Below are 23043 nucleotides of genomic sequence, written 5' to 3' on the forward strand. Positions count from 1 at the left end.
GGATGACTCGCGGACGACACATTTTGACCCAAGACCTGGATGGAACATCTGTCGACAAGCAACAAATCGCACATCCAGACAAATGTCGGCGCGCCCTCGCGACGACGCACCGACCCGACAGTCCACGCACAAGGTAGTAATCCGGCTTTGCCGCCGCAAGGTGCGAGCCACGAGCCCCTGCGCCTGGTGTCAGGCTTCCCGTCGGGACCCCGACACCGGAGCTGGCGCCGCCCACCGCCCGTCACGGGCAGCAGGAGTTCCACCTCGCGGAACACGGGTCCCCACACAGCAGAAGGCCGCCACCCCAGGGGAACCTGGGGTGGCGGCCTGCGTCCTGCTCCGGCCCTGCCGGGCCCGTCAGCCTGGGCCGTCAGCCGCGAATTCCGGACACCGGGACCGCCTGCCGCCTACCGGCGGGCGTACCGGCGGCTGCGGTGGTGGTTCCGGGAGACGCCACGGCCGTTGATCGAGCGCCACACGGCGAGCACGATGATCGCGCCGATGATGGAGCCGATGACACCGGACGGCTGCAGAGCGCCCTCACCCAGATCCTTGCCGAAGAGAACATAGCCGAGGAAACCACCGACAAAGGAGCCGACGATTCCGACACCGATCGTGCCGAGAATGCCGATCGGGTCCGGGCCCGGGAGAACCAGCCGTGCGACGGCGCCGGCAATCAGACCGAGCAGGATCATGACGACGATGAACGTGAGCATCTGTGGCTCTCCCTTACCGAGATGTTCGCTCACCTCGAGCGACTGGTTGCTTTGTCCCCGGGTCGTCCACCTGTAAACACTTCATCCTGCAAGGTGCTGGTTGGCCCTTTTGTGACGACGCGCGGCGCGCTGCTCCGCGTTACTGCGCGCTACCGTTACCGCGCGTTGCGCGCGGCCTTCCTCCGCCGGGTGACCCGCCGGAGGAAGAGGAGTGCCGCGGCACCGAACACGGCGCCACCGGTCGCACCCGGATGCCGCCGGGCCTGCTGACCCGCCGACCGCGCAGCCTTGCCACCGGAGGCAGCCGTCCGCTCGGCGGCGGCCGCCACCTGTGGGTGCTGATCGAGCTGCTCACGGACGGTGCCGACGGCACGGTTCCTGGCCTCGACGGTGCGCCCGGCCGCGGACGCGAGGGCCGGGGTCTGGGCCACCTTGTCCCGGACCACCTCGGCGGCCTTCCCGGCGGCGTCACGCGTCTTCTCCGTGGCGGCTGCCACATGCGGGGCGAGTCCGGAGGTCACCTCGTTGAAACGGGCGCGAAGATCGGCGTTGGCAGCGCCGTCACCGGAGGCACCATCGCCGGAAACGGTGTCGTCCGAGCCAGCGGTGCCTCCGGAAGCCGCACCGGCGACCGGGGCGACCCGGTCGGCTGCCCCGGCTGCCCCGGCGGAGCCGCCGGCTGCGGCGTCCGCCGCGGCCGCGGTGGGAACGGGGCGGGCGGCGGGGTCCACCACCGGCGGGACGTGGTGCGCGGGGCCCGAGGCCGCTCCGGCGGCGGCCGGGCCCCCGAGATCGGGCGCTGGGGCGGAGGCGGGGGGCGATGCGGTCGGCTCGGTGTGGCGGGTACTCATGCCCTCGGTCATCTCGTTGTCCTCCTCGGCGGTTCTGCGAGTCTCGCGTGCGGTGAACCGATGACGAATCCGGGGTTGCTCACACGCGTCCGTTGGCCGAATACCCGCCTATGCCAGGGATAACCGACCTGTCCGCGTATCGGGGCGTGGTCTGGCACATAGGCCGCCGCGCACACGGATGCGCGCATCGGCTCGACGGCCGACATCTGCCGCGTACGTCTCATGTCCCGCCGGGCCGGCGAGCGGGCCTACCGGGTCGGCTAGCGTGCTGTCCACGGCTCCGCCGCGCGTGTCGCGTCCAGGAGGTGGCTGATGTCGGGTACCGCGGATGTGTGGACGGACGGCTACCAGCTCGACGGCCTGCCCGGCCTGCGGGAGCTCGCCGGCAGGCTGGCCTCGGGGGAGGTCGGGTCACGCGAGCTCGTCGCGGCCAGCCTCGACCGCGCGCAGGCGACCGCCACGACGCTCAACGCCTTCCGGGTCCTGCGTACCGAGCAGGCTCTCGCCGAGGCCGACGAGGCCGACCGCCGGCTGGCCGCCGGGGAGCGGCTGCCGCTGCTGGGAGTCCCGGTGGCGATCAAGGATGACACGGACATCGCCGGCCTGCCGACCGCGTTCGGTGCCGCCGGCGACTTCCCGCCCGCCGCCGAGGACTGCGAGATGGTCCGCCGGCTGCGGGCCGCGGGCGCCGTCATCGTGGGGAAGACGAACACTCCCGAGTTCGGGCAGTGGCCCTTCACCGAGGGTCCGGCGTTCGGCGCCACCCGCAATCCGTGGAACCTCGACTACTCTCCGGGCGGCTCGTCCGGCGGCGCGGCGGCGGCGGTCGCCGCCGGGCTGGTGCCCGCCGCGATCGGCTCTGACGGCGCCGGCTCGGTCCGCATTCCCGCCGCCTGGACCCATCTTGTCGGCATCAAGCCCCAGCGCGGGCGGATCTCGAGTGCGCCGGTTCCCGAGCAGTTCAACGGGCTCACGACGTTCGGGCCGCTCACCCGCACCGTCGCCGACGGCGCGCTGTTGCTGGATCTGCTGAGCGGCAGTCTCCCGGTGGACCGGGACCGCCCGTCGCCGCCGGTGGAGCCGTTCGCCCGGGCGGCGGAGCGGCCACCGCCACGGCTGCGGATCGGCCTGTCGCTGCGGATCCCCTACAGCGGGATGCCCGCCGCCCTCGATCCGGCCGTCCGCGCCGCGGTGGAGCGCCTCGCCGAGGTACTGGCCGGGCTGGGCCACGAGGTGGTGCCCGCCGACCCGTTCTACGGCCTGCTCGGGCTGCTGTTCCTCCCCCGGTCGATGGACGGCATCCGGGACTGGTCCCGCCGGGTGCCCGATCCCGGTCTCCTCGACGCGCGGACGTTGGCGAACGCCCGTACCGGCCGGGCGCTGCGGCCGCTGCTCCGCCCGAGCCGGGCGGCGGAGGCGGTGGCGCGGGCCGGCATCGGACGCCTGTTCCGGACGGTGGACGTCCTGCTCGCGCCGTCGACGGCCGTGCCGCCGCCGCGGGTCGGGGAGCTGAACCGGCCGACGAACTGGGAGACCGACCAGGCGATCGTCGCCGCCTGCCCGTACACCTGGCCGTGGAACGTGCTCGGCTGGCCGTCGGTGAACGTCCCCGCGGGGCTCACGCCGGCGGGACTGCCGGTGGGCGCGCAGCTGATGGGCCCGGCCGGCTACGAAGGGACACTGATCTCCCTCGCCGCGGAACTGGAGGACGTCGAAAAGTGGTACACCCGTTACCCAGGACGTCTGGAGACGTCCGCCGTGCGGCCGATGTGACAGTCCCCCGCTGACAAAAGCGTTTCTCTCGGGACAATGGCACATGCTCACCACCGTGGTTGACCGGGTTCGAGGCTTCTGGGAGCCCCTGGCCGCCGGCCTGCTGGTCCTCGCCGCCGCGATCGTGGTGGGTGCGTCCACCACGCTGTCCACGGCCGGCTACTTCGGCCTCGGGGCCTTGGTGGCGGCAGTCGCCTGCCCGGTGGGGGTGACCCTGGCTGTGGGGCTGTTCAGCGAGGTCGTGGCGGTCACCTCAGGCCTGTGGGACCACCGGTTCGGCAACGGCCAGCACATCGCCGCGTGCGTGCTTGTCGCGGCACAGGCGACGGTGGCGGTGTACATCGCGGTCCACCGGACGAGGCGGAACTCGGAGCTGCGGCAGGTCCGCGCCGTCGCCGAGGTCGCCCAGCGGGCTCTGCTCCCGGAGATCCCCGGCCGGCTGCACGGCGCCGGGTTCGCCGCGCGCTACCTCTCCGCCGCCCGGGAGGCCTCGGTCGGCGGCGATCTCTACGAGGTCGTCGCGACCCAGCACTCGATCCGCGTCATCATCGGTGACGTCCGTGGCAAGGGGCTGCCCGCCGTGCGGCTGGCGACCGTGGTGCTCGGCGCCTTCCGTGAGGCAGCCTGCACCTGGCTCGACCAGGAGCAGGTCGCGGCGGCGTGCGCGCGTTCGGTCAGCCGCGAGGCGGACCCCGAGGACTTCGTGACCGCCCTGCTGCTCGACATCCACCCGGACGGCCGGCTCAGCCTCTGCTCCGCCGGCCATCACCCTCCACTGCTCGTCGGGCCCACGAACACAGCCGCGCTGACCTGCCCGTTCTCTCCACCGCTGGGCCTCGGCGACCGCTTCGCCACGACCACCGCGGGCTGGGACGTCGGCGACCGCCTGCTGCTGTTCACCGACGGGCTGATCGAGGCCCGTGACGGTGACCGGGCCTTCTTCCAGCTCGAACGGCACGTGGACCTGCTGCGAGGGGTGTCCCCGGACGTCGCGCTCGACCAACTGACCAGCGCCCTTGCCGGGCACGTCGGCGGCAACCTGCACGACGACCTCGCGCTGCTCCTCGTCGAGCGCCTGGCAACGGGCTCGTCCGCCGAGGCTTCGCCCGCCAGCGCCTCGGGACTCGCGGCCGGGCAGCCGGGACGGCCGCTGACCGACGCTCTCTGACCGAGGCTCCCGACCCGCCTCCTGCTCGGAGGCCGCCGACGGGCCTCGCTGAGCTGCCGCGGGCGGCAGCGTGCCACCCGGCGACACCCTCCACACCCGGTACGTCACCTGGCGTGATCGCTTGCTGAGTCGCAGACTCAGGGCGACACCGGAGGCAGCCGGGAGGAGGAACCACCCATGGCCCTGCATGGCCGGGTTCGCGGCGAACGTGGCGACCAGAACGTCGCGGTGCGCCCACACCTGTCGGCCCTGGACGAGGACACCTCGGTGCCCCGGTACCGGATACCGCGTTCGTCGATGTCGTCGGAGGCCGCCTACCAGATCGTGCACGACGAGCTGATGCTGGACGGGAACGCCCGGCTGAACCTGGCGACATTCGTGACCACCTGGATGGACGAGCACGCGGACAGGCTGATGGCCGAGTGCGCCGCGAAGAACATGATCGACAAGGACGAGTACCCGCAGACCGCCCAGCTGGAGTCCCGGTGCGTCAACATGCTCGCGGACCTGTGGAACGCCCCGGACGCCGCGAACACGATCGGATGCTCCACGACCGGCTCGTCCGAGGCCTGCATGCTGGCCGGTCTCGCCCTCCTGCGCCGGTGGCGGGACCGTGCCGCCCGGCCACCGCGCGCCGAGCCGGCGCCGAACATCGTCATGGGGGCGAACGTCCAGGTCTGCTGGGAGAAGTTCGCCCGCTACTGGGACGTCGAGCCGCGGCTGGTCCCGCTCGCCCCCGGGCGGACCCACCTGACCCCGGGGGAGGCGGTCGCTCACTGCGACGAGAACACGATCGGCGTCGTCGCCGTTCTGGGATCGACCTTCGACGGGACCTACGAACCGGTCGAGCAGATCGCCTCCGCGCTCGACCAGCTGGCCGCGACGGGCGGGCCCGACGTCCCCGTGCACGTCGACGCCGCTTCCGGAGGCTTCATCGCCCCGTTCTGCGACCCAGCCCTGCGCTGGGACTTCCGGCTCGACCGCGTGGTCTCCATCAACGCCTCCGGGCACAAGTACGGGCTGGTGTACCCGAGCGTCGGCTGGGTGGTGTGGCGGGACACCGAGCACCTCCCGGCCGATCTGGTGTTCGACGTCGACTATCTCGGCGGCACGATGCCGACCTTCGCCCTCAACTTCTCCCGGCCCGGAGCACAGGTCGTCGCCCAGTACTACTCGCTGCTGCGGCTCGGTCGCGCGGGCTACCAGCTCGCCGCCCGCACGTGCCGTGACAATGCGCGATGGCTGGCCGACGAGATCTCGAAACTCGGACCCTTCGAACTGATCTCGGACGGCTCCGGGATCCCGGCGTTCGCGTTCACGATGAGGGACGGGACGGACTTCAGCGTCTTCGACGTCTCGGAGGCGCTGCGCACCCGCGGCTGGCTGGTTCCGGCCTATCACTTCCCGCCCGCTCTGACGGATCTCGCCGTGCTGCGGATCGTTGTACGGGCGGAATTCAGCCGCGATCTCGCACATCTGCTCCTGGACGATCTGCGACGGGTCGTCTGCCGACTGACCGATCAGCGGGCCGGGAGGTGGCCGGACGACGGGAGCCGCGCGTCGTTCCACCACTGAACAACTCCAGAAGGACGACCATCGACCATCGCCGGCCGGAAGGAGGTGTCCATGCCCAGCCGTCCACGCCGGCCGCCACCGGCCCACCGGCCCACCGGCGTCCCGCGGCGCGCGGCCGGCCCGGGTCCGGCATGGGCCCACACCGGCACGGCCACCGGGCCGGTGTGGGCCCATGCCGAAGGGGGCACGACGGGCCCCGCCCCGAGCGCCTCTTACCGACGCCGCTGTCGCTATCAGGACGCCCGCGACATGTTCCGGCCTTCAGGAAATTCTTCGTAGAATGAGAGCCAATAGACAGGGAAAACCCAGGCCGTTCGACAGGCACCGGCAGCGGCATGCGGCCCGTCCGGAGCATTCCGCCGATCACGGCGGCCGGCCGGCGCCGGCCGGGGCGAAGGCCCCGCGGCGCCCGGGCCACCCAGCACCTACGGGTGGCCAGGGCGGCGTTGCTCCGGTCACACAGGCTCTGTGGCAGCGAAGAGATCGTGGCGTTACCCGAACGCACCAATGGGCAAGCTGTATTGTCGCAAACACTTAGCGTGACGCGGCGAACCTCACCATGACGACCGCCGCGAAACTAGGCATTGTTGGAGTTAAGCGAAATCGAGAAAGGTGATGCAATGCATTCTGTGACCTCTCCCACGGGCCCCCTCCAGGCGAAGAGCAGGTTAACCGGGGACGTCCCGCGCCAGCCTCAACGCAGGTACCGGGACAAGCTGACCCGCGCCGACCGCACCGTCCTCGCCGTCCGCGAGGCCCTCGCCCGGGCCGACCGGCCGGTGCGCGCACGAGTCCTCGCGCTGGACCTGGGTCTGCCCCCCGCCGAGGTCACCGCCGGTCTGCGCCGACTCCAGGACCTCGGCGCCGCCTCCTCGCACGCCCGCCGTTGGGTTGCCGTCGACACCTCGTCCGCACCCACCCCCTGACGGCGACGGGCCCACGATCAGTGGGTCGTGGTACTCCGCATCCGCGGTGGCCGTAGTCGCAGTACCCCGCAGTACGCAGTCCGCAGTGCGGCAGCGCCGCCCACCCGGGCTGGCGCGGCAACCGTGCCACGAACCGTGCTGTGACGAACCGTGCTGTGACGAACCGTGCCGTGACGTCGTCACGACCGGTCACGCGGCACGTCCGCACCCCGCGCCTCGACATGCGGCGCGTCACCACCCTGGGACCAGCGCCTGCCCGGGGGCCCTTACAGCAGCCCCGAGGCAGGCGGGTCCCAGCCGTGCGCCGGCCGCCGGTCAGGACGCCGGCGCCACCGAGATCGACTTCACGTCGAGGTAGCTCTCGATGCCCTCGCGGCCCAGCTCACGCCCGATGCCACTGGCCTTCACCCCACCGAACGGCGCGTTCGGGTCCATGCTGTACGCCTGGTTGACACCGAAGGTCCCGCTGCGGACCCGGCGGGCGACGGCGAGGCCCCGCTCCACGTCCGACGTCCACACCGACCCGGACAGGCCGTACTCGGTGTCATCGGCGACCCGGATGGCCTCGGCGTCGTCGCTGTACGGCAGTACCGTCAGCACCGGCCCGAAGATCTCCTCCTGGGCGATGCGCATGCCGCTGTCGACGTCCGCGAAGACCGTCGGGCGCACGTACCAGCCGCTGTCCACTCCGGCCGGCAGATCGCTGCCGCCGGTGACCAGCCGCGCACCCTCCTTCTGGCCCACCTCGATGTAGCTCCGCACCCGCTCCTGCTGCCGGCGGGCGACCAGCGGGCCGACCTTCGTCGCCGGGTCGGTCGGGTCGCCGACCGGAAGCGACTCGACCATCGCCACCAGCGCGTCCAGGTACTCGTCGTAGCGCGAGCGGGGAACGAGGATGCGGGTCTGCGCCACACAGGCCTGCCCGCTGTTCATCAGACCGGCGATCTCCACACCGGCGGCGACCGCGGCCGGGTCGGCGTCGTCGAGCACCACGGCGGCGGACTTGCCGCCGAGCTCCAGGCTGACCCGCTTGAGGTTCGATCCGCAGGAGGCCGCGACCAGCCGCCCGGCCGCGGTGGACCCGGTGAACGAGACCTTGTCGACGCCCGGGTGCGCGACGAGGTACTCGCCGAGATCCCGATCGCCGGGCAGCACGCTGACGACGCCCGGCGGCAGCCCGGCCTCACCGAGGAGATCCGCCAGCGCGTAGGCGTCGAGCGGCGTCTCCGGCGACGGCTTGAGGATCACCGAACAGCCGGCGAGCAGTGCCGGTACCAGCTTCCCGACGGTCAGGAACAGCGGCATGTTCCACGGGACGATGGCGGCGACGACCCCGATGGGCTCCTTGCGCAGGAGGATGTCCTGACCGTAGAAGCCCTTCCGCGGCTCCTCCCAGGGGAGGTTGACGGCGATGTCGGCGAAGGCGCCCATCATCAGCATCGGCAGCGTGACGTGCGACAGCTTCGCGAACGAGATCGGCGCGCCCATCTCGGCGGTGATCAGTTCGGCGAGCTCCTTGCGGCGCGGCTTGATCAGCGCGGCCAGGCGACGGATGACCTCGGCGCGCTCGGCCGGGTCGAGGCGCGGCCAGGGCCCCTCATCGAAGGCCTGGCGCGCCGCCGCCACGGCCCGGTCGACGTCCTCCCTGCCGGCCGCGGCGATGCGGGCGATGACCTGTTCGCTGTGCGGAGAGACGACCTCGATCGTGGCCGTGCCGCTCGGCGCGACCCATTCGCCCCCGATGAACAGATGTTCTTGCTGCTGCATGAGTCCCTCCGGACACGGCCCGCGGTAGTGATCAGTCAAATATGTGCAACACACTCAGACAGGGAGACGATCCCGCGCGCGGCTGCCGCCCGCCACCGGGCCCGCTACGACCACCGGCTGGCGGCGGGCCAGCCGCGCCGCCAGCGCTGTTCGCGCCGCTCGTGACCAGGCCGGACTGCCCCGCCGCCGACAGGCGGGCTCACGTGCCGGAGCCGCCCCAGACCACCGCCGTCGCGGCGGCGGCGGCCCGTGCCCCGGCGTCGCCGACAGTTGCGGTTGTCATGCGACAACACTAACGTTGGCCTCTAAATCGAACAACCGAATCCACAGCCCACTACCGCGCCGAGGGAAAGTGATCCACTGGGAGCATATTCGGCCGTGCGCTCGTGGGCGGGCGTCGTCATCCTGACCTCCGCCGGCCGCCCGGCCCGGCACCGGACCCAAGATCGCACGGAGAAATCGCCCCCAGGGCTGGCCGCCCCGGCCAAATCCCGCCCGGGACGGGGCGCGCCCGCGGCGGATTTCCCGCCGGGCGTGCACCGTTCGGTCATCTCCCGGAGGGAAGGCCAGCGCCTGGCAGAGCCGGGGCGGGATCGTATTCCTCGGCCCGCCGGGCCCGCCGCTTCTGTGGTCGTCCTCGGGAACCTTCGTCAACATTCGAGGCGCGGCGCGGCGCCGCACGGCTGAACACACCCAGGGGAACCGCTCTCCCGGGATCGGCCGGCCTGGTTCCCGGCGAGATCAGGCGGGCGACGGGAAAGACATTGACGCGGCTTCATGGCGCGTTCTCGGAAGACTCGGTCCCAGACCGAGGAAGTATCGGGCTCCGGCCACCTGCCCGGCCGGCGCAGGACTCAGGGAGGCAGTTGTGTCAGCGCAGAGTGTGGACGTTCCCGGCCTGACGGAGGCCGCACCCGACAATTCGCCGCCCATTCGTTCCGCGGCTGGAACGAAATCCGCCGGGCCGCGCGCGCGCCGGTCCGAGCTGGCAACTCCGGCCAGTAGCGAGCGCATGTGCGAGAAAGCCGCCGCGTCAGGCGCCGACCTGGTTTTCCTCGACCTGGAGGACGCCTGCGCGCCCGCTGCCAAGGAGGCCGCGCGCGGCATCGCCGTCCGCGCTCTGACCGGTCACGACTGGGGGCGGACGGTCCGCGCCGTCCGCGTCAACGGGCTGGACACGCCCTGGTGCCACGACGACATCATCGAGATCGTGACGGGTGCCCGCGAGGCCGTCGACGTGCTGATCGTGCCCAAGGCACGGTCGGCCCGTGACGTCTGGTGGGTGGACGTGCTGCTCACGCAGCTGGAGCACAAGCTCGGGCTGACCCGGCGGATCGCGCTGGAGGTCCTCATCGAGGAGGCGGAGGGCCTGTCGAACGCCGCCGAGATCGCTCGGGCGAGCAACCGCCTCGAGGCGATCATCTTCGGCGCCGGCGACCTCTCCGCATCGCTGAAGGCCCGGGTGGACGGCAACTTCGATCCGGTCAGCGAGTACCCGGGCGACTTCTGGCACTTCGCACGCGTGCAGGTGCTGGCCGCGGCTCGCGGCGCGGGCATCGACGCGATCGACGCGCCGTACCCGGCCTACCAGGACGTCGACGGCTACCGCCGCTCGGCCACCCACGCGAGCCTGCTCGGGTTCGACGGCAAGTGGGCTATCCATCCGGGCCAGGTGCCGATCGCCAACGAGGTGTTCGCGCCGACGGAGCAGGAGGTCGCCGAGGCTCACGAGGCGGTGGCGATCTACCGGGCCTCCGAGGCCGAGGGCGTGGGGGCGATCGGGCGGGACGGCCGACTGGTCGACGCGGCGCACATGCGGCTGGCCGCGAACATCCTGTACAAGGCGTCGCTGGCCGGCGCCTGAGCCTGCGGCGGACGCCGCGAGTCGGGTCCGGCCGGTCAGTTGACCGACCGGACCCGCACAGACTGTGCCGCGGCAGCACCGGAAAAGCGCAGGAGAATATCCGTGCGCGGCCCCAGCGGCCTTTTCGCACGGTTCTCGTTCTTCATCATCCGGGCTACGCTGACCGTGAACCGGCCCTGCCGCCGGACGCTTTTACGCCGGACGGCCGATGTGTAGTATGACCTGCATGGTCGAGCAGATTCCGGATTCTTTTCCCGCGCGACGCCTGGACGGGAAGGTCGCGGTGGTCACCGGCGCCGGCTCCGGCATAGGCCGAGCCACCGCCCTTCTGTTCGGTCGGGAGGGCGCCCAGGTCGTGTGCGCCGACATCAGCGGCCGCGAGAAGGAGACCGCGGCCGCGATTGGTGACGGCGCGGTCGCGGTGCATGCCGACGTGTCGCTCGCCGTGGACGCGAAGAATATGATCGAAACCGCCGAGCGCGAGTTCGGGCGACTCGACGTGCTCTTCAACAACGCCGGCTTCGGCGGGCCGCCCAACCCCCTGGCGGACATCGAGGAAGAGACCTTCGACCTGGTGGTCGCCGTCAACCTCAAGGGTGTCTTCCTCGGTATGAAGTACGGTATAGCGGCGATGCTGCGGCACGGCGGGGGTTCGGTCATCAACACCGCGTCGGCCGCGGGGCTGGTCGGCTGGAAGGGTAAGGCCGGGTATTCTGCCGCGAAGGGCGGAGTCATTCAGCTCACCAAGTCGGCCGCTCTGGACTATGCCGAGAGCGGTATACGGATCAATGCGATCTGCCCGGGCATGACCTGGACGGGCCTGGCGAACGCGGATGATGACTCCGAGCCGCCGTCCGGCAAGAACCTGCCCCAGCCGATGCGCCGCTGGGGCCGGCCGCAGGAGCTGGCGGCGGCGGCGCTGTTCCTCGCCAGCGACGAGGCCTCGTTCATCACGGGGACGGCCATCCCGGTCGACGGCGGATACGTCGCCCGCTGAGCTCCGGCCGGCCGGGTTGCCGGCAGGCGGCCCGGGAGCCGGGCCGCCTGCCGGTACTCACCGCCCCGCCAGGCGTTCGACGACGGGGGCGAAACTGTCGATCTCCGACTGCTGGAGGCTGATGTAGTTCACCCCGAACTGCGCGCGCCGTTCCTGGAGCCGCTCGACGATCTCCTCCACGGACCCGACCAGCACGTTCGGATGCCGCATCAGGCCCGCGGCCTCGACCTGCATGGTGGCCGCGACGCCGCCGACCGCCGCTTCGATCTCCTCGGCGTCCTTGGTGACCTTGGTGAAGAACGGCGAGCTCTCGATGTCGAGGTGGGCGAAGCGGTCACCCGCGGCCTCCCGGACGTACCCGGTCCGGCGCTCCGCCTCCTCGACGGGAGTGAGGCCGTCCTCGTTCACGGGGGCGAAGTGGAGAGTCGAGATGCTCGCGATGTCGGCCTCGCGCCCGGCGAGGGACAGCACCCGCCGCTTGCCCCCGCCGATCATGATCGGCGGATGCGGCTTCTGCACCGGCAGCGGCAGCCCCGAATAGCCGGTGACGTTGACGAACTCGCCCTTCTGGTCGATGGGCTCCCCCGACCAGTGGGCCTTGAACAGCGCGATCGCCTCGGTGAGCTTGCGGATCCGCAGCCCGGCCGGCTCGAAGGACACCCCCATCGCCCGGTACTCGGGGGCGCTCCAGCCGGCGCCGATGCCGAACTCCAGCCGCCCGTCGGAGAGCAGGTCGATCGTCGCCGCCTCCTTCGCCAGGACGGCGGGCTCGTGGTAGTCGACGCAGAAGACACGGCAGCCGACGCGCAGCGTCGTGGTGTGAGCAGCCGCGGTGGCCATGGCCGCGATGGGCGCCAGGTACTGCGGTGGCCAGCGGGCCTCCTGCTGCGCGGGGCCACGCCCCAGGTAGTGGTCGGCGAGGAAGAGGGTGGAGAACCCCAGGTCCTCGACGCGACGGGAGAGGTCGCGCCACTCGGCCGCCGACCTCGCCTTCGTCGCCTGGACAGCGAAGCGGAAGGGTCGCTCGATCGTCACCGGCGGAGAATAACATGCGCGTCCGACTATAGGACGACCTGCTATATGTGGTAGCGTCGTTTCCGGTGAGGAAGATCGTGGTTCTCATCCGCCCCGCCGAAGGGACAGGCTCATGATCGAGCAGACACGGTTCAGCGTGCCCCAAGACCAGCACGCCGACCACCGGTTCGAGTTAGATGCCGGCGGCACCCCGCCGGCGCCGTGCCCCAGCGGCGGCGTCGGGGGCCCGGTGTCGGCGCCCTGGTCGGCCTGAGAATCGGCTCACTGTCGAACCACGGACCAACCGGGAGCTGACAGCATGCACGCACTCCAGGGCGTCAGAGTTCTTGACCTGGGCACCTACCTGGCCGGGCCGTTCTGCGCCACGGTCCTGGGCGAGTTCGGGGCCGACATCATCAAGGTCGAGCGCCCCGACACCGGCGACAACCTGCGCCGCTTCGGCACCGAGACGGACTGTGGGGACACCCTGGTCTGGCTCAGCGAGAGTCGTAACAAGCGGTCGGTGACGCTGAACCTCGCCGATCCACGCGGCCTGGAGCTCCTGCGCGAGCTCATCACGACGGCCGACGTCGTCATCGAGAACTTCCGCCCGGGTGTCCTGGAGCGCTGGGGGCTGGGTCCCGAGGCGATCCAGGAGCTGAACCCGCGCGCGATCCTGCTGCGGGTCTCGGCGTACGGGCAGTCGGGCCCGAACCGCGACCTTCCCGGCTTCGCGCGGATCGCGCACGCCTTCTCCGGCCTGGCCTACCTGGCCGGCGAGCCCGGCGGCACCCCGGTCACCCCCGGCTCCACCTCGCTGGCGGACTACATGACCGGCCTCTACGGGGTCATCGGTGTACTGATGGCGCTGCGGGCCAGAGAGAGCACCGGCCGCGGCCAGGTGGTCGACCTCGCGCTGTACGAGACGATCTTCCGTGCGCTGGACGAGATCGCGCCCGCCTACCAGCAGTTCGGCTTCGTCCGGGAGCGGATGGGCGCCGACACCGTCAACGTGCTCCCGCACAGCCACTACCGCGCGAAGGACGACCGCTGGGTCGCGATCGCCTGCTCCAACGACGACATGTTCGCCCGGCTGACCCGCGCCATGGAGCGCCCGGAGCTGGCGGACGCCGACCAGCTCGGTCCGAAGGCGAACCGGCTCGCGGCCCGCGACCTCGTCAACGCGCTGGTCGGCGAGTGGGTCGGCTCGCTGCCCTGCGAGGAGGTGCTCGCCCGCTGCCGGGCAGCCCAGGTTCCGGCGGGGCAGCTCTACTCCATCGCCGACATCTTCGACGATCCGCAGTACCGGCACCGGGAGACGATCACCGTCGAGGACTCCCGGATCGGTCCGCTGGCCGTCCCGGGCGTGATCCCCGCGCTCTCCGACACCCCGGGAGAGATCCGCTGGCTCGGGCCCGAGCTCGGCGCGCACACCGACGACGTGCTCGGCGAACTGCTCAGGCGGGCACCGGAGGAGATCGCGCGGCTGCGTGCCGACGGGGTGATCTGACAGGCGTCCGGACCGCCCGGACCGGGTAGATCCCGCCGGCGGTGTGAACGAACCACATTCTGTGAAAGGGGTTGGGGCCGATGGCCATCCAGGAACGACTTGCGACCGGCAGAGGCAAGTACACGCCGGACTATCCGAACCTCGGTACCGGTCCGGTCAGCTACGAGGACTCGATCTCCGAGGAGTTCTTCCAGGCTGAGCGGGAGGCAATCTTCAAGCGGACCTGGCTGAAGGTCGGCCGCATGGAGCAGCTGCCCCGCAACGGCACCTTCTTCACCCGCGAGTTCGTGGGCCTCGGATCCATCGTGATCACCCGGCACACCGACGGCGAGGTGTACGCGCTGCACAACATCTGCGCGCACCGCGGCAACAAGGTCGTCTGGCAGGAGCACCCCACCCACGAGACCGCCGGCACCTCCCGGCAGTTCGCCTGCAAGTACCACGGCTGGCGTTACGGGCTCGACGGCAAGTGCACCTACGTGACCAAGCGCGACGAGTTCTTCGAGTCGCTCCCCGACGACGAGCTCGCCATGCCGCAGCTGCGCTGCGAGGTCTTCGCCGGCTTCATCTTCGTGAACTTCTCCCAGGACGCCCCGCCGCTGCGCCAGTTCCTCGGCGAGAAGCTGGCCACCGAGCTGGAGAGCTGGCCGTTCGAGAAGTTCACCAACCACTGGTCCTTCCGGACGAAGGTCAAGGGCAACTGGAAGATCGGTATCGACGCGCTGCTGGAGTGGTACCACCCGGCCTACGTCCACGGCCGGTTCCTCAACACCAACGTCGCCGAGGCGGAGAAGCTCGTCCCGCCGATGGACTCGTACCACTACGACCTGTTCACCCCGCACATGCTCACCTCGGTGCCCGGCCCGCCCCTGCTGAAGAAGAAGACGCGCTCGGTCGGCCCCGCGAAGCGGGACATGAACTGGGTCTACCGGCTGTTCCGCGCCGGCCTGTTCGGCCCGGACGACATCCGTGAGGACGTCGGCCACCTGACGCCGGACCGCAACCCGGGCCAGGTCCAGTCCTGGAGCAACGACCAGTACTGGCTGTTCCCGAATCTGTCGATCCAGCTGTGGGGCCGCGGGTACTACATCACGTACCAGTACATCCCGGAGACGGTGGGCACCCACGCCTACGAGGTCGACATCTACTTCCCGGAGCCGAAGACCGCCTCCGAGCGTCTCGCGCAGGAGCTTGTCGTCGACAGCACCATCGAGTTCGCGATGCAGGACACGAACACGGTGGAGGCCACCTGGTCTCAGCTCAACAACCGCGCACTGCAGACCTTCCACCTGTCCGACATGGAACTGATGATCCGCCAGTTCCACAAGGTCGTCCAGGACGCCGTCGCGGCGCACCAGTCCGGCAGCGAGAAGTAGAGGAAGCCGAGTTCATGACCACCACCGTGGAGACATCCCTGCCGGAGCAGTTCAGCTCCCTCGAGGTCTGGGTCGCCGACTGGGCACTGGCGACCCGGGTCGAGCGCTACGAGAAGCGGCTGTCGAAGACCATCGACGAGCTGCAGGAGTTCTACGACGCGATCGCGCCGCTCGCCGAGGACGCGATGGCCTACCTCGATACCCAGGACGTGAACGACCTGTCCGAACAGGACACCCGGCTGTTGCACCTGCTTTACTCGATGATCATGGTGTCGTACCCGGTGAACATCTTCAAGCAGCCGCGGATCCCGGACTCGGGCGCCGCGTTCTTCGACACCGCCGTCGAACCGGCCCTCTGAAGAAGGCGAACTGCCATGGGCGCCACCACAAAGAAGATCACTCCGAACACCGGCACGGAGTTCAGCGGGCTGACCGGCAGCCAGCTCGTCGACAAGGGCGTCGCTGACGACACCCTCGCGGCGCTGGAGGAGACCGGTGTCGTCGTCTTCCGGGAGGCCGGCATCGACGACGAGAGCCTGGTGGCCTTCGCCAAGCTGCTCGGCAACGCCCTGCCGCTCCCGATGGGCAGCCACAAGTACAAGGAGATCCAGCGGATCACCCGTGACGCGTCGCAGAGCAAGCTGGCGGCGTACCGCGAGGCCACGTTCTACTGGCACATCGACGGGACCACCGGCCCGGTGCCGGACAAGGCCACCCTGCTCACCGCGCGCCAGGTGTCGGACGACGGCGAGGGCGACACCGAGTTCGCCAACACCTACGCCGCCTACGAGGCACTGCCCGCCGAGGAGAAGGCGCAGCTGGAAGGCGTGCGTGCCCTGCACAGCTTCACCGCCTCCCAGCTGGTGGCCAACCCCGATCCCACGCCGGAGGAGCGGGCGGCCTGGGATCGCAACCCGACCCGCGAGCAGCCGGTCGTGTGGACCCGTGGCAACGGCCGCAAGTCGCTGCTCGTGGGGTCGACGGCAGGCGAGGTCGTCGGCCTGCCCGCCGACGAGGGCCGGGCGCTGCTCGACCGGCTCCTGGCCTGGGCGACCCAGCCGCAGTTCGTCCTCCGGCACCGCTGGCACCAGGGCGACCTCGTGATCTGGGACAACACCGGCATGTTGCACCGGGCTCTCCCCTACGGCCCGACGTCCACCAGGTTGATGCACCGCGCATCGCTGGCGGGCGAGGAGGCAGTCGCGTAACTCTGTTCGCCTGATGTGAGAGCGTGTGAACCGTCTGACGGTTCGCGCGCTCTCACATCGCCGACCGATCACCAGCGACGCAGCTACCACAGGGAGGTTCGGGACAGTGACCGAACGGCGCACGGCAGTCGTCACCGGAGGTGGATCGGGCATCGGGCGCGCGATCAGTCTCCGTCTCGCCGAGGACGGGTTCGCCACCGCCGTCCTCGACCTCAACGAGGAGGCGGCGGAGAGCGTCGCCGCGGAGGCCCGGCAGAAGGGGCACGAGGCCACCGCGTTCAAGGTCGACGTGTCCGACCGCGCCGCGGTGGAGGCCGGACTCGACCAGGTGCGGAGCACCTACGGCCCCATCCTCGTGCTCGTGAACAACGCCGGGATCACCGGTTTCAAGGAGTTCATGAAGATCACCGACGCGGTCTGGGACCGGATCGTCGCGGTGAACCTCAGCGGGCCGTTCTACTGCACCCAGGCCGCCGTGCCGGACATGATCGAAGCTGGCTGGGGCCGGATCGTCAACATCTCGTCGTCCAGCGCCCAGTCCGGGCAGCAGTACATGGTCCACTACGTGTCGACCAAGGCGGGTCTGGTCGGCTTCACCAAGTCGCTCGCACTGGAGCTCGGGCCCAAGGGGATCACGGTCAACACGATCCCGCCGGGCTTCGTCGACACCCCGATGCTGCGGGCGTCCGAGGAGCGTGGCCTGCTCGGCGGCACCGTCGACCACCACGCCGACCTCACCCCCGTGCGGCGCCCCGGCCGGCCCGAGGACATCGCCAACGCCGCGTCCTTCCTCATCTCCGAGGAGGCCGGGTACATCACCGGCCAGGTGATCGGCGTCAACGGCGGCCGCAACACCTGAGTCACCGACACGCCACCGGCGGGGCGGTTCCGGGTCTCCCGGGGCCGCCCCGCCGGTGGCAGGCACCACATCGGTTCAGTGCCGTGACCGGCACAGGGTGGCTCGCGGGAGGCAGGTCGCAGATGGACGTCCACGAAACGGCACCGGCTCCGCTCGGCATCGCGGTCCAGGAGGTGGACCGCTGGTTCGGCGAACACGTCACGGGCGCCGTCCCACCGCTGAGTTACGGCCGTGTCACCGGTGGCCACTCCTGCCTGACGTACATCGCGACCGACGCCGACGGCACCCGGTTCGTGCTGCGCCGGCCGCCGGTCGGCGCACTGCTGGCCACCGCCCATGACGTCACCCGCGAGGCCCGGATCATGGCCGCGCTCGCGGACACGGACGTCCCCCTTCCCCGCGTGCTCGGAGTGTGCGACGACCCCGAGGTGACCGGCGCCCACTTCTACGTGATGAGCCATGTCGACGGCCTCGTGGTGCGCGACGCGGCCAACGCCGACCAGCTCCTCCCGTCACCGGCGGCCCGCCGGCGGGCGGGGTACGCCCTGGTCGACGCGCTCGCCGCCCTGCACGCGATCGACATCGACGCGGTCGGCCTGGGCACCCTGGCCCGCCGCGAGGGCTACCTCGACCGCCAGCTCCGCCGCTGGTCGGCGCAGTGGGACGCCTGCGGGCTGGGTGACCTCGGCGGCATCACGAGGCTGCACGACTGGCTGGTCGCGAACCGCCCCGCCGACTCCGCGCCCCGCATCGTGCACGGCGACTACCGGCTCGGCAACGCGCTGCTCGGTCCGGACGGGGAGCTGCACGCGATCCTGGACTGGGAGCTGTGCACGCTCGGCGACCCGCTCGCGGACGTCGCCTACCTGCTGCGCACCTGGTCGGCGACGGATGCCCGGACCGGCGGGGAGCAGCTGCCCTCCGCGCTCGACGGGTTCGCCTCCACCGACGAGCTGGCCACCCGCTACGCCGAGCGCTCCGGCCAGCCGGTCGGGCAGCTCGACTACTGGCTCGCGTTCACCGCCTGGCGGGCCGCCGGAATCCTCGCCGGCGTGTACCGGCGCTACGCCGACGGCAAGATGGGCGACCCACCCGACGACCTGCCGTCGTTCCTGGTGGAGGTCGAGGCCCGCGTCCAGCAGGGCCGTGGCTTCGCCGGTCTCAGCTGACCGGTCTCGACCGATCCGCACCGGGACCCTCAACACCGGGACCCGCACCGGCTCACCGCGTCCTCCCGGCCGGGGTCCTCCAGGGCGATCCGGCAGAGCCGAACGCGGCCGTCGGCACAGCCGAGGGCGAGCAGGTGTGGCTGGCTCATCTCTCCGCCGGCCGGCAGCTGGCCAGCCGGTGGCCGGGGCGCGAACGCCGCCGCAAGGACGCGCCCTCCGACGCCGTGGTGTGCGACGGCGAGAGAAGGCACGTCCCCACGGCGAAGGTCCCAGACCCGCACCACGTCACCGTCGCCGCCGACGACGAGCAGCGTCCCGTCCGGGGAGAACGCGACAGTCCGAACTCGCCGGCCCCCGTGGTCCGCCCGGGCCACGCAGACTGGTCCGGCCGGGTTCTCCACATCCCACAGCCGTACTGTCCCGTCGTCACTGCCGGTGGCCAGCCTCGATCCGTCTGGAGAGTAGGCCACAGCCCACACACCGTCGTCGTGGTCGGTCAGAAGATGCGCCGGGCGGGTGGCCGACCCCTCGGAGGGCCAGAGACTCACCGTCCCGTCCGCTGATCCGCAGGCGAGCACGGGGTGACGGGGGGAGAAGGCCAGTGCGCCTGCCGGCCGGTCCCCGATCAGCAGCTGCGTGGGCTCACCGGCGCCAACGGACCGGGCAGCCGCGGCAGGCCTGGCCGACGTGGCCGACGCGGCCGAGCCCGGCGCCGGTCGGACGTCCCGCTGGTGCCACGCGACGGGACGCAGGCACACCCGGCCGCGGTCGTCAGCCGTGGCGAGCAGGTCCGTGCGGGGATCGAACGCCATCGCCCACACGGGCTCCCCGTGTTCGTCAATCACCTCGGCCTCGCCTGGGACCGTGGGGTGTCGGATGTCGCGGGCGACCACGACGCCGTCCTCGCCCGCCGTCATCAGCAGGCTGCCGCGAGGCGCGCACGCCACCGCCCGCACCCATCCCCGATGGTCGTTCAGTCGCAGGATGTCCCTGGTCCGGGACAGATCAGCGACGTCCCACAGGCGTGTGGAGCCGTCGTCGGCGCCGGTCGCGAGAATCTCGCCGCCCGGCGCGAAGGCCAGCGCAGCCACCCAGACCGAGCGGGAGGCCCGGCTGAGCAGGTTCCCGTGCACAAGCACGCCCGCCTCCTCCAGGCGGACCCGGCCCGCCCGACCATCCCGGCCCGCCCGACCCTCCCAACCCTCCCGGCCCTCCCGGTGTTTCCCGTGGACACCGTGCTCCCGGCGAGCCCGGTCGACGGTGCCTGCCGGCATCCGCGTCCCGGGCTGCTCCGGTCCGCCGATGTCGAGGTTCGCGAGCTCCTCCGGACTTCCCGGGGGTGGGGCCGGGTACCGAACGGCCGACGGGAAACTCGGCGCCTCCGCCGGTTTGGCGCGCCCCACGCGCAGGGCGGCCAGCGCCGCCAGCAGGCGATCCCTGGCTTCCTGCTCGCCCAGGCCGACCAGGTCGACGGCCGTGATCGTCCTCAGCAGGCCCGTCGCGGAACAGGTCGCGATGCGGACGGGGACGAGCCGGCGAACCATGCCCGCTGGATCCTCGTACGCCGCGGCCGACCATTCCCAGCTGCTCGTGGGGGAGGCGAGATAGTCCGGCGAAAGCAGCGCGATCACCCGGTCGGCCCGGCGCATGAATTCCTGCACCAGTTGCGGTTGATGGGTACCGGCGACGCTGTCCCACGCCTGGATCAGGACCCGGTATCCGTCCGTCTCCAGAGTCCAGGCGATCCACTCGGCCCACGCGCCGTCGCTCGTGGCATGGGAGAGGAAGAAGTCCGCTCCGGTGCGCACACGCGCGGCGGGCGCCCGGTCCGCACCGGTCATGCTCCGATCGTGGCACCGCACGGACCCTGGCATCGCGACCAACGGCGGTGTCCGGGCGGAAGCCTGGCCCGCCCACCGGCCTCTCGGCGCCTCCTGCGCCGTTCCGACGCCGCCTGCGCCGTTCCGACGCCATCCGCCCGGTCCGCCGCCCCGCCTGCCTTCCCGCCCTCCCAGTTGCCGATACGCCGGCCGGCCAGGCACGGCCTGCCGTTCGGGCGCCTGCCACGATCAGCCGCACCGCACCGCACCGTACGACCTGCGACATGGCCCGGCGCACCGCGCAGACGGCCAGGGAACCGTTCGCTGGAATGCATTCCGGCGACACCCGAAAGCCAGAGAACATGGCGACACACATCATTTAATGACTCAACGAGGAGATTAATTTCCTTCCTTTCCGTGGCCCGCAAACGGGGCGATGGGTACTCTTGACCTGCCCGTCGGCGAATTCCTCCCCGTGTTCCCCGTACCTGCGTGTTATCGCGCGCCGGGCCTGGGAGACGTCGAGACATGCCTGCGACAGGAGGTCGAGATGACACTGGACGACGCGCCGGAGCCGGCCTGGTACAAGAGCTCGGCAAGCGGTGAGAACGGTTGTGTGGAGGTGGCACACGGCTCGGGCCTCGTCCTGGTCCGGGACTCGAAGAACCGCGACGGCGCCGTCCTGCGCTTTACCGCCCAGGAGTGGGTGGCGTTCCTGGAGGGAGTCCGGGGCGGCGAGTTCGACCTCGAGTGACCTCCCGAGCGGCCCGCCTGTACGGCCCCGCTGCGGGTCCATACAGGCCACCGGCCATTCGGCACCGTGAGCCCGACTCAGGGCCGAGCCCGCCTCAGGGCCGACGGCCACAAGCATCCCGCATCGTCCGCAACGCACCGGGCCGACCGCGAAGGGCAGACGGCGGGCTCGCTGTCCGTGGCCCGACAACCTGGCAGGCGCGCGCTGCCCGATGCCGTCCGTAGCGGCCCGTTTCGACCGATCGCATCGCGATGGCAGGCTTCTCGTGGCGCGCATTGCGGTGCCCCGCATCTTGCCATGTGGCACAGTGGCGTACGACCATGGAACTGATCGGATGGAGGAGCGGTCATATGGCGGGCGCAGTGGAACCAGCGATCCAGCGCAGACGCCTGCGCACGGAGCTCCGCCGCGCCCGACAGTCCGCCGGTCTCACCCAGCGCGACGCGGCCCAGTCACTGGACTGGTCGCCGTCGAAGGTGATCCGTATCGAGAGCGGCGCTGTCGGCATCACCCCGGTGGATCTGCGGGCGCTGCTCACGCTCTACGGGGTCGCCGACAAGGAGCGGACCGAGCAACTGGTCGAGATGGCGCGGTCCAGCCGCAGGCCGGGCTGGAGCAGCTACCGCTCGGTCCTGAGCCGCGAGTTCCTTCTCTACCTCGACTACGAGTCCTCGGCCGCGGCGATCCGGCAGGCGGAGCCGCTCCTGGTTCCCGGGCTGCTCCAGATCGAGGAGTACGCGCGCGCGATCCTTCTGCAGGCCTACCAGACGGAGCCCTCCGGGGTGGACCAGCGCTGGGAGGTCCGCGAGGAGCGCCAGGAGCTGTTCGAGCGGGACCCCAGACCCGAGATGACGTTCGTGCTCGACGAGGCCGCCCTGCGGCGCTGGGTCGGCGGCGCGGGCGTGATGCGGCGGCAGCTCGCGCACCTGCGCTCGCTCGCCGAGTCCGGTGCCGCCGACATCAGGTACCTGCCGTTTCGGATCGGCGCCCACCAGTGCATGCGCGGCCCGTTCACCGTTCTCGAGTTCCAGGACGCGGACGACGACGACGTCCTCTACCTGGAGAACGCGCGCGGGGATGTTTTCCAGCGTGATGACCCGGAGTTCACGGCGCCCTACAAGGAGACGTTCATCGAACTGCAGGACATCGCGGTCGGCGGCACGGAGTTCATCGGGGCACTCGATCAGATGATCGGCGAGATGTCAGGGGGGGATCGGTGAGCGCCGGGGGCCGTCCGGCTTCGTCGGCTTCGTTCGCATCGTCCGCATGACGGGATAGAGGTTTGATGGACGGTAGGCGGGTCCGCTCGCCGGAGACCCTCACCGTCCTCCCAGCGCCCGCTTTTTGCTTCCCGTCAATCCTGGCGGGCCGGGTGCGTCATGTCCACCGATGAGCTGGGCGAAGCCGGCGGCCCGGAGCCCAGACCGGAACGCCCGCCCGGACATTTCGAACAGATCATCGGTCTGATCAGTGACATCATCGCCGACTGGGGTCGCACGCTGCGGGTGGTCCTCCTGCTCAGCGTCCCGTTAGCCTCGGTCGTCGCCGCCGTGTACGGCATCGCCCGGCTCGCCGTCGACCCGCAACAGTGGTGGAAGGCGGTCGCCTGCATGATCGGCGTCTACGTGCTGGCCCAGGCGATCCGCCTCCTCAGGAGGCGGATCGGCAAGACGGGGCCGCGGCGGCGATGAACGCC

General features: G+C 70.9%; 20 protein-coding genes. 15 read left to right on the top strand and 5 right to left on the bottom strand.

All coding sequences use genetic code 11. The features are described 5' to 3' along the window. Positions 1–407 precede the first annotated feature (407 nt). Both B207_RS0113630 and B207_RS40635 read right to left on the bottom strand, forming a co-directional pair. Entirely contained in the window at positions 408–716 is a 309-nt protein-coding gene (locus tag B207_RS0113630; RefSeq protein ID WP_018637105.1) for a GlsB/YeaQ/YmgE family stress response membrane protein, read from the bottom strand. Positions 717–871: 155 nt separating this feature from the next. Continuing rightward, entirely contained in the window at positions 872–1579 is a 708-nt protein-coding gene (locus tag B207_RS40635; RefSeq protein ID WP_051102517.1) for a hypothetical protein, read from the bottom strand. A 300-nt stretch (positions 1580–1879) separates the two neighbouring features. On the opposite strand from B207_RS40635, the gene B207_RS0113640 reads away from it, so the two are divergent. From B207_RS0113640 to B207_RS38285, 4 genes are all read left to right on the top strand, one after another. Next, the gene (locus B207_RS0113640; protein WP_018637106.1) at positions 1880–3340 is read left to right on the top strand and encodes an amidase; all 1461 of its coding nucleotides are present in this window, start codon (positions 1880–1882) and stop codon (positions 3338–3340) included. Between the two features lie 43 nt (positions 3341–3383). Next, on the top strand, positions 3384–4508 hold the full coding sequence (locus B207_RS33790; RefSeq protein ID WP_018637107.1) for a PP2C family protein-serine/threonine phosphatase: 1125 nt from the start codon (positions 3384–3386) through the stop codon (positions 4506–4508). A 177-nt stretch (positions 4509–4685) separates the two neighbouring features. After that, positions 4686–6083: a glutamate decarboxylase gene (locus B207_RS0113650; protein ID WP_018637108.1), complete on the top strand. Its 1398-nt coding sequence runs from the start codon at positions 4686–4688 to the stop codon at positions 6081–6083. Between the two features lie 620 nt (positions 6084–6703). After that, positions 6704–7009, top strand: a complete 306-nt coding sequence (locus B207_RS38285; protein ID WP_084692131.1) for a hypothetical protein — start codon at positions 6704–6706, stop codon at positions 7007–7009. A gap of 315 nt (positions 7010–7324) precedes the next feature. Here B207_RS38285 and B207_RS0113660 read toward each other — a convergent pair whose 3' ends face one another. Further along, positions 7325–8776: an aldehyde dehydrogenase gene (locus B207_RS0113660; RefSeq protein WP_018637110.1), complete on the bottom strand. Its 1452-nt coding sequence runs from the start codon at positions 8774–8776 to the stop codon at positions 7325–7327. 985 nt (positions 8777–9761) lie between these two features. On the opposite strand from B207_RS0113660, the gene B207_RS0113665 reads away from it, so the two are divergent. Together B207_RS0113665 and B207_RS0113670 are read left to right on the top strand one after the other, a co-directional pair. After that, positions 9762–10640, top strand: coding sequence for an HpcH/HpaI aldolase/citrate lyase family protein (locus tag B207_RS0113665; protein WP_026311031.1), 879 nt, complete (start codon positions 9762–9764; stop codon positions 10638–10640). Between the two features lie 226 nt (positions 10641–10866). Continuing rightward, positions 10867–11637, top strand: a complete 771-nt coding sequence (locus B207_RS0113670) for an SDR family NAD(P)-dependent oxidoreductase (protein WP_051102521.1) — start codon at positions 10867–10869, stop codon at positions 11635–11637. A gap of 57 nt (positions 11638–11694) precedes the next feature. Here B207_RS0113670 and B207_RS0113675 read toward each other — a convergent pair whose 3' ends face one another. Further along, the gene (locus B207_RS0113675; RefSeq protein ID WP_018637113.1) at positions 11695–12672 is read right to left on the bottom strand and encodes a TIGR03621 family F420-dependent LLM class oxidoreductase; all 978 of its coding nucleotides are present in this window, start codon (positions 12670–12672) and stop codon (positions 11695–11697) included. A 298-nt stretch (positions 12673–12970) separates the two neighbouring features. Between B207_RS0113675 and B207_RS0113685 the strand changes: the two genes are divergently transcribed. From B207_RS0113685 to B207_RS0113710, 6 genes are all read left to right on the top strand, one after another. Continuing rightward, positions 12971–14161, top strand: a complete 1191-nt coding sequence (locus B207_RS0113685; protein ID WP_018637115.1) for a CaiB/BaiF CoA transferase family protein — start codon at positions 12971–12973, stop codon at positions 14159–14161. 80 nt (positions 14162–14241) lie between these two features. Continuing rightward, a complete protein-coding gene (locus B207_RS0113690) occupies positions 14242–15537 on the top strand; it encodes an aromatic ring-hydroxylating oxygenase subunit alpha (protein WP_018637116.1) in 1296 nt (431 codons plus the stop codon). 14 nt (positions 15538–15551) lie between these two features. Beyond that, on the top strand, positions 15552–15896 hold the full coding sequence (locus B207_RS0113695; protein WP_018637117.1) for a hypothetical protein: 345 nt from the start codon (positions 15552–15554) through the stop codon (positions 15894–15896). Positions 15897–15911: 15 nt separating this feature from the next. Continuing rightward, a complete protein-coding gene (locus tag B207_RS0113700) occupies positions 15912–16745 on the top strand; it encodes a TauD/TfdA dioxygenase family protein (RefSeq protein WP_018637118.1) in 834 nt (277 codons plus the stop codon). 106 nt (positions 16746–16851) lie between these two features. After that, positions 16852–17604: an SDR family NAD(P)-dependent oxidoreductase gene (locus B207_RS0113705; RefSeq protein ID WP_018637119.1), complete on the top strand. Its 753-nt coding sequence runs from the start codon at positions 16852–16854 to the stop codon at positions 17602–17604. 122 nt (positions 17605–17726) lie between these two features. Continuing rightward, complete coding sequence (locus B207_RS0113710; protein ID WP_018637120.1) at positions 17727–18773, top strand: phosphotransferase family protein; 1047 nt, start codon at positions 17727–17729, stop codon at positions 18771–18773. 29 nt (positions 18774–18802) lie between these two features. On the opposite strand, the gene B207_RS42310 is transcribed toward B207_RS0113710, so the two are convergent. Further along, positions 18803–20614 (bottom strand): toll/interleukin-1 receptor domain-containing protein, encoded by a 1812-nt coding sequence (locus B207_RS42310; RefSeq protein WP_018637121.1) that lies wholly within the window; start codon positions 20612–20614, stop codon positions 18803–18805. Between the two features lie 529 nt (positions 20615–21143). Here B207_RS42310 and B207_RS0113720 point away from each other — a divergent pair. From B207_RS0113720 to B207_RS0113730, 3 genes are all read left to right on the top strand, one after another. Then, the gene (locus B207_RS0113720) at positions 21144–21347 is read left to right on the top strand and encodes a DUF397 domain-containing protein (protein WP_018637122.1); all 204 of its coding nucleotides are present in this window, start codon (positions 21144–21146) and stop codon (positions 21345–21347) included. A 350-nt stretch (positions 21348–21697) separates the two neighbouring features. Further along, complete coding sequence (locus B207_RS0113725; RefSeq protein WP_018637123.1) at positions 21698–22567, top strand: helix-turn-helix domain-containing protein; 870 nt, start codon at positions 21698–21700, stop codon at positions 22565–22567. 159 nt (positions 22568–22726) lie between these two features. Further along, entirely contained in the window at positions 22727–23038 is a 312-nt protein-coding gene (locus B207_RS0113730) for a hypothetical protein (RefSeq protein ID WP_018637124.1), read from the top strand. Positions 23039–23043: the final 5 nt, after the last annotated feature.

The organism is Parafrankia elaeagni (assembly GCF_000374165.1).
In the GTDB taxonomy this organism is placed as follows: domain Bacteria; phylum Actinomycetota; class Actinomycetes; order Frankiales; family Frankiaceae; genus Parafrankia; species Parafrankia elaeagni.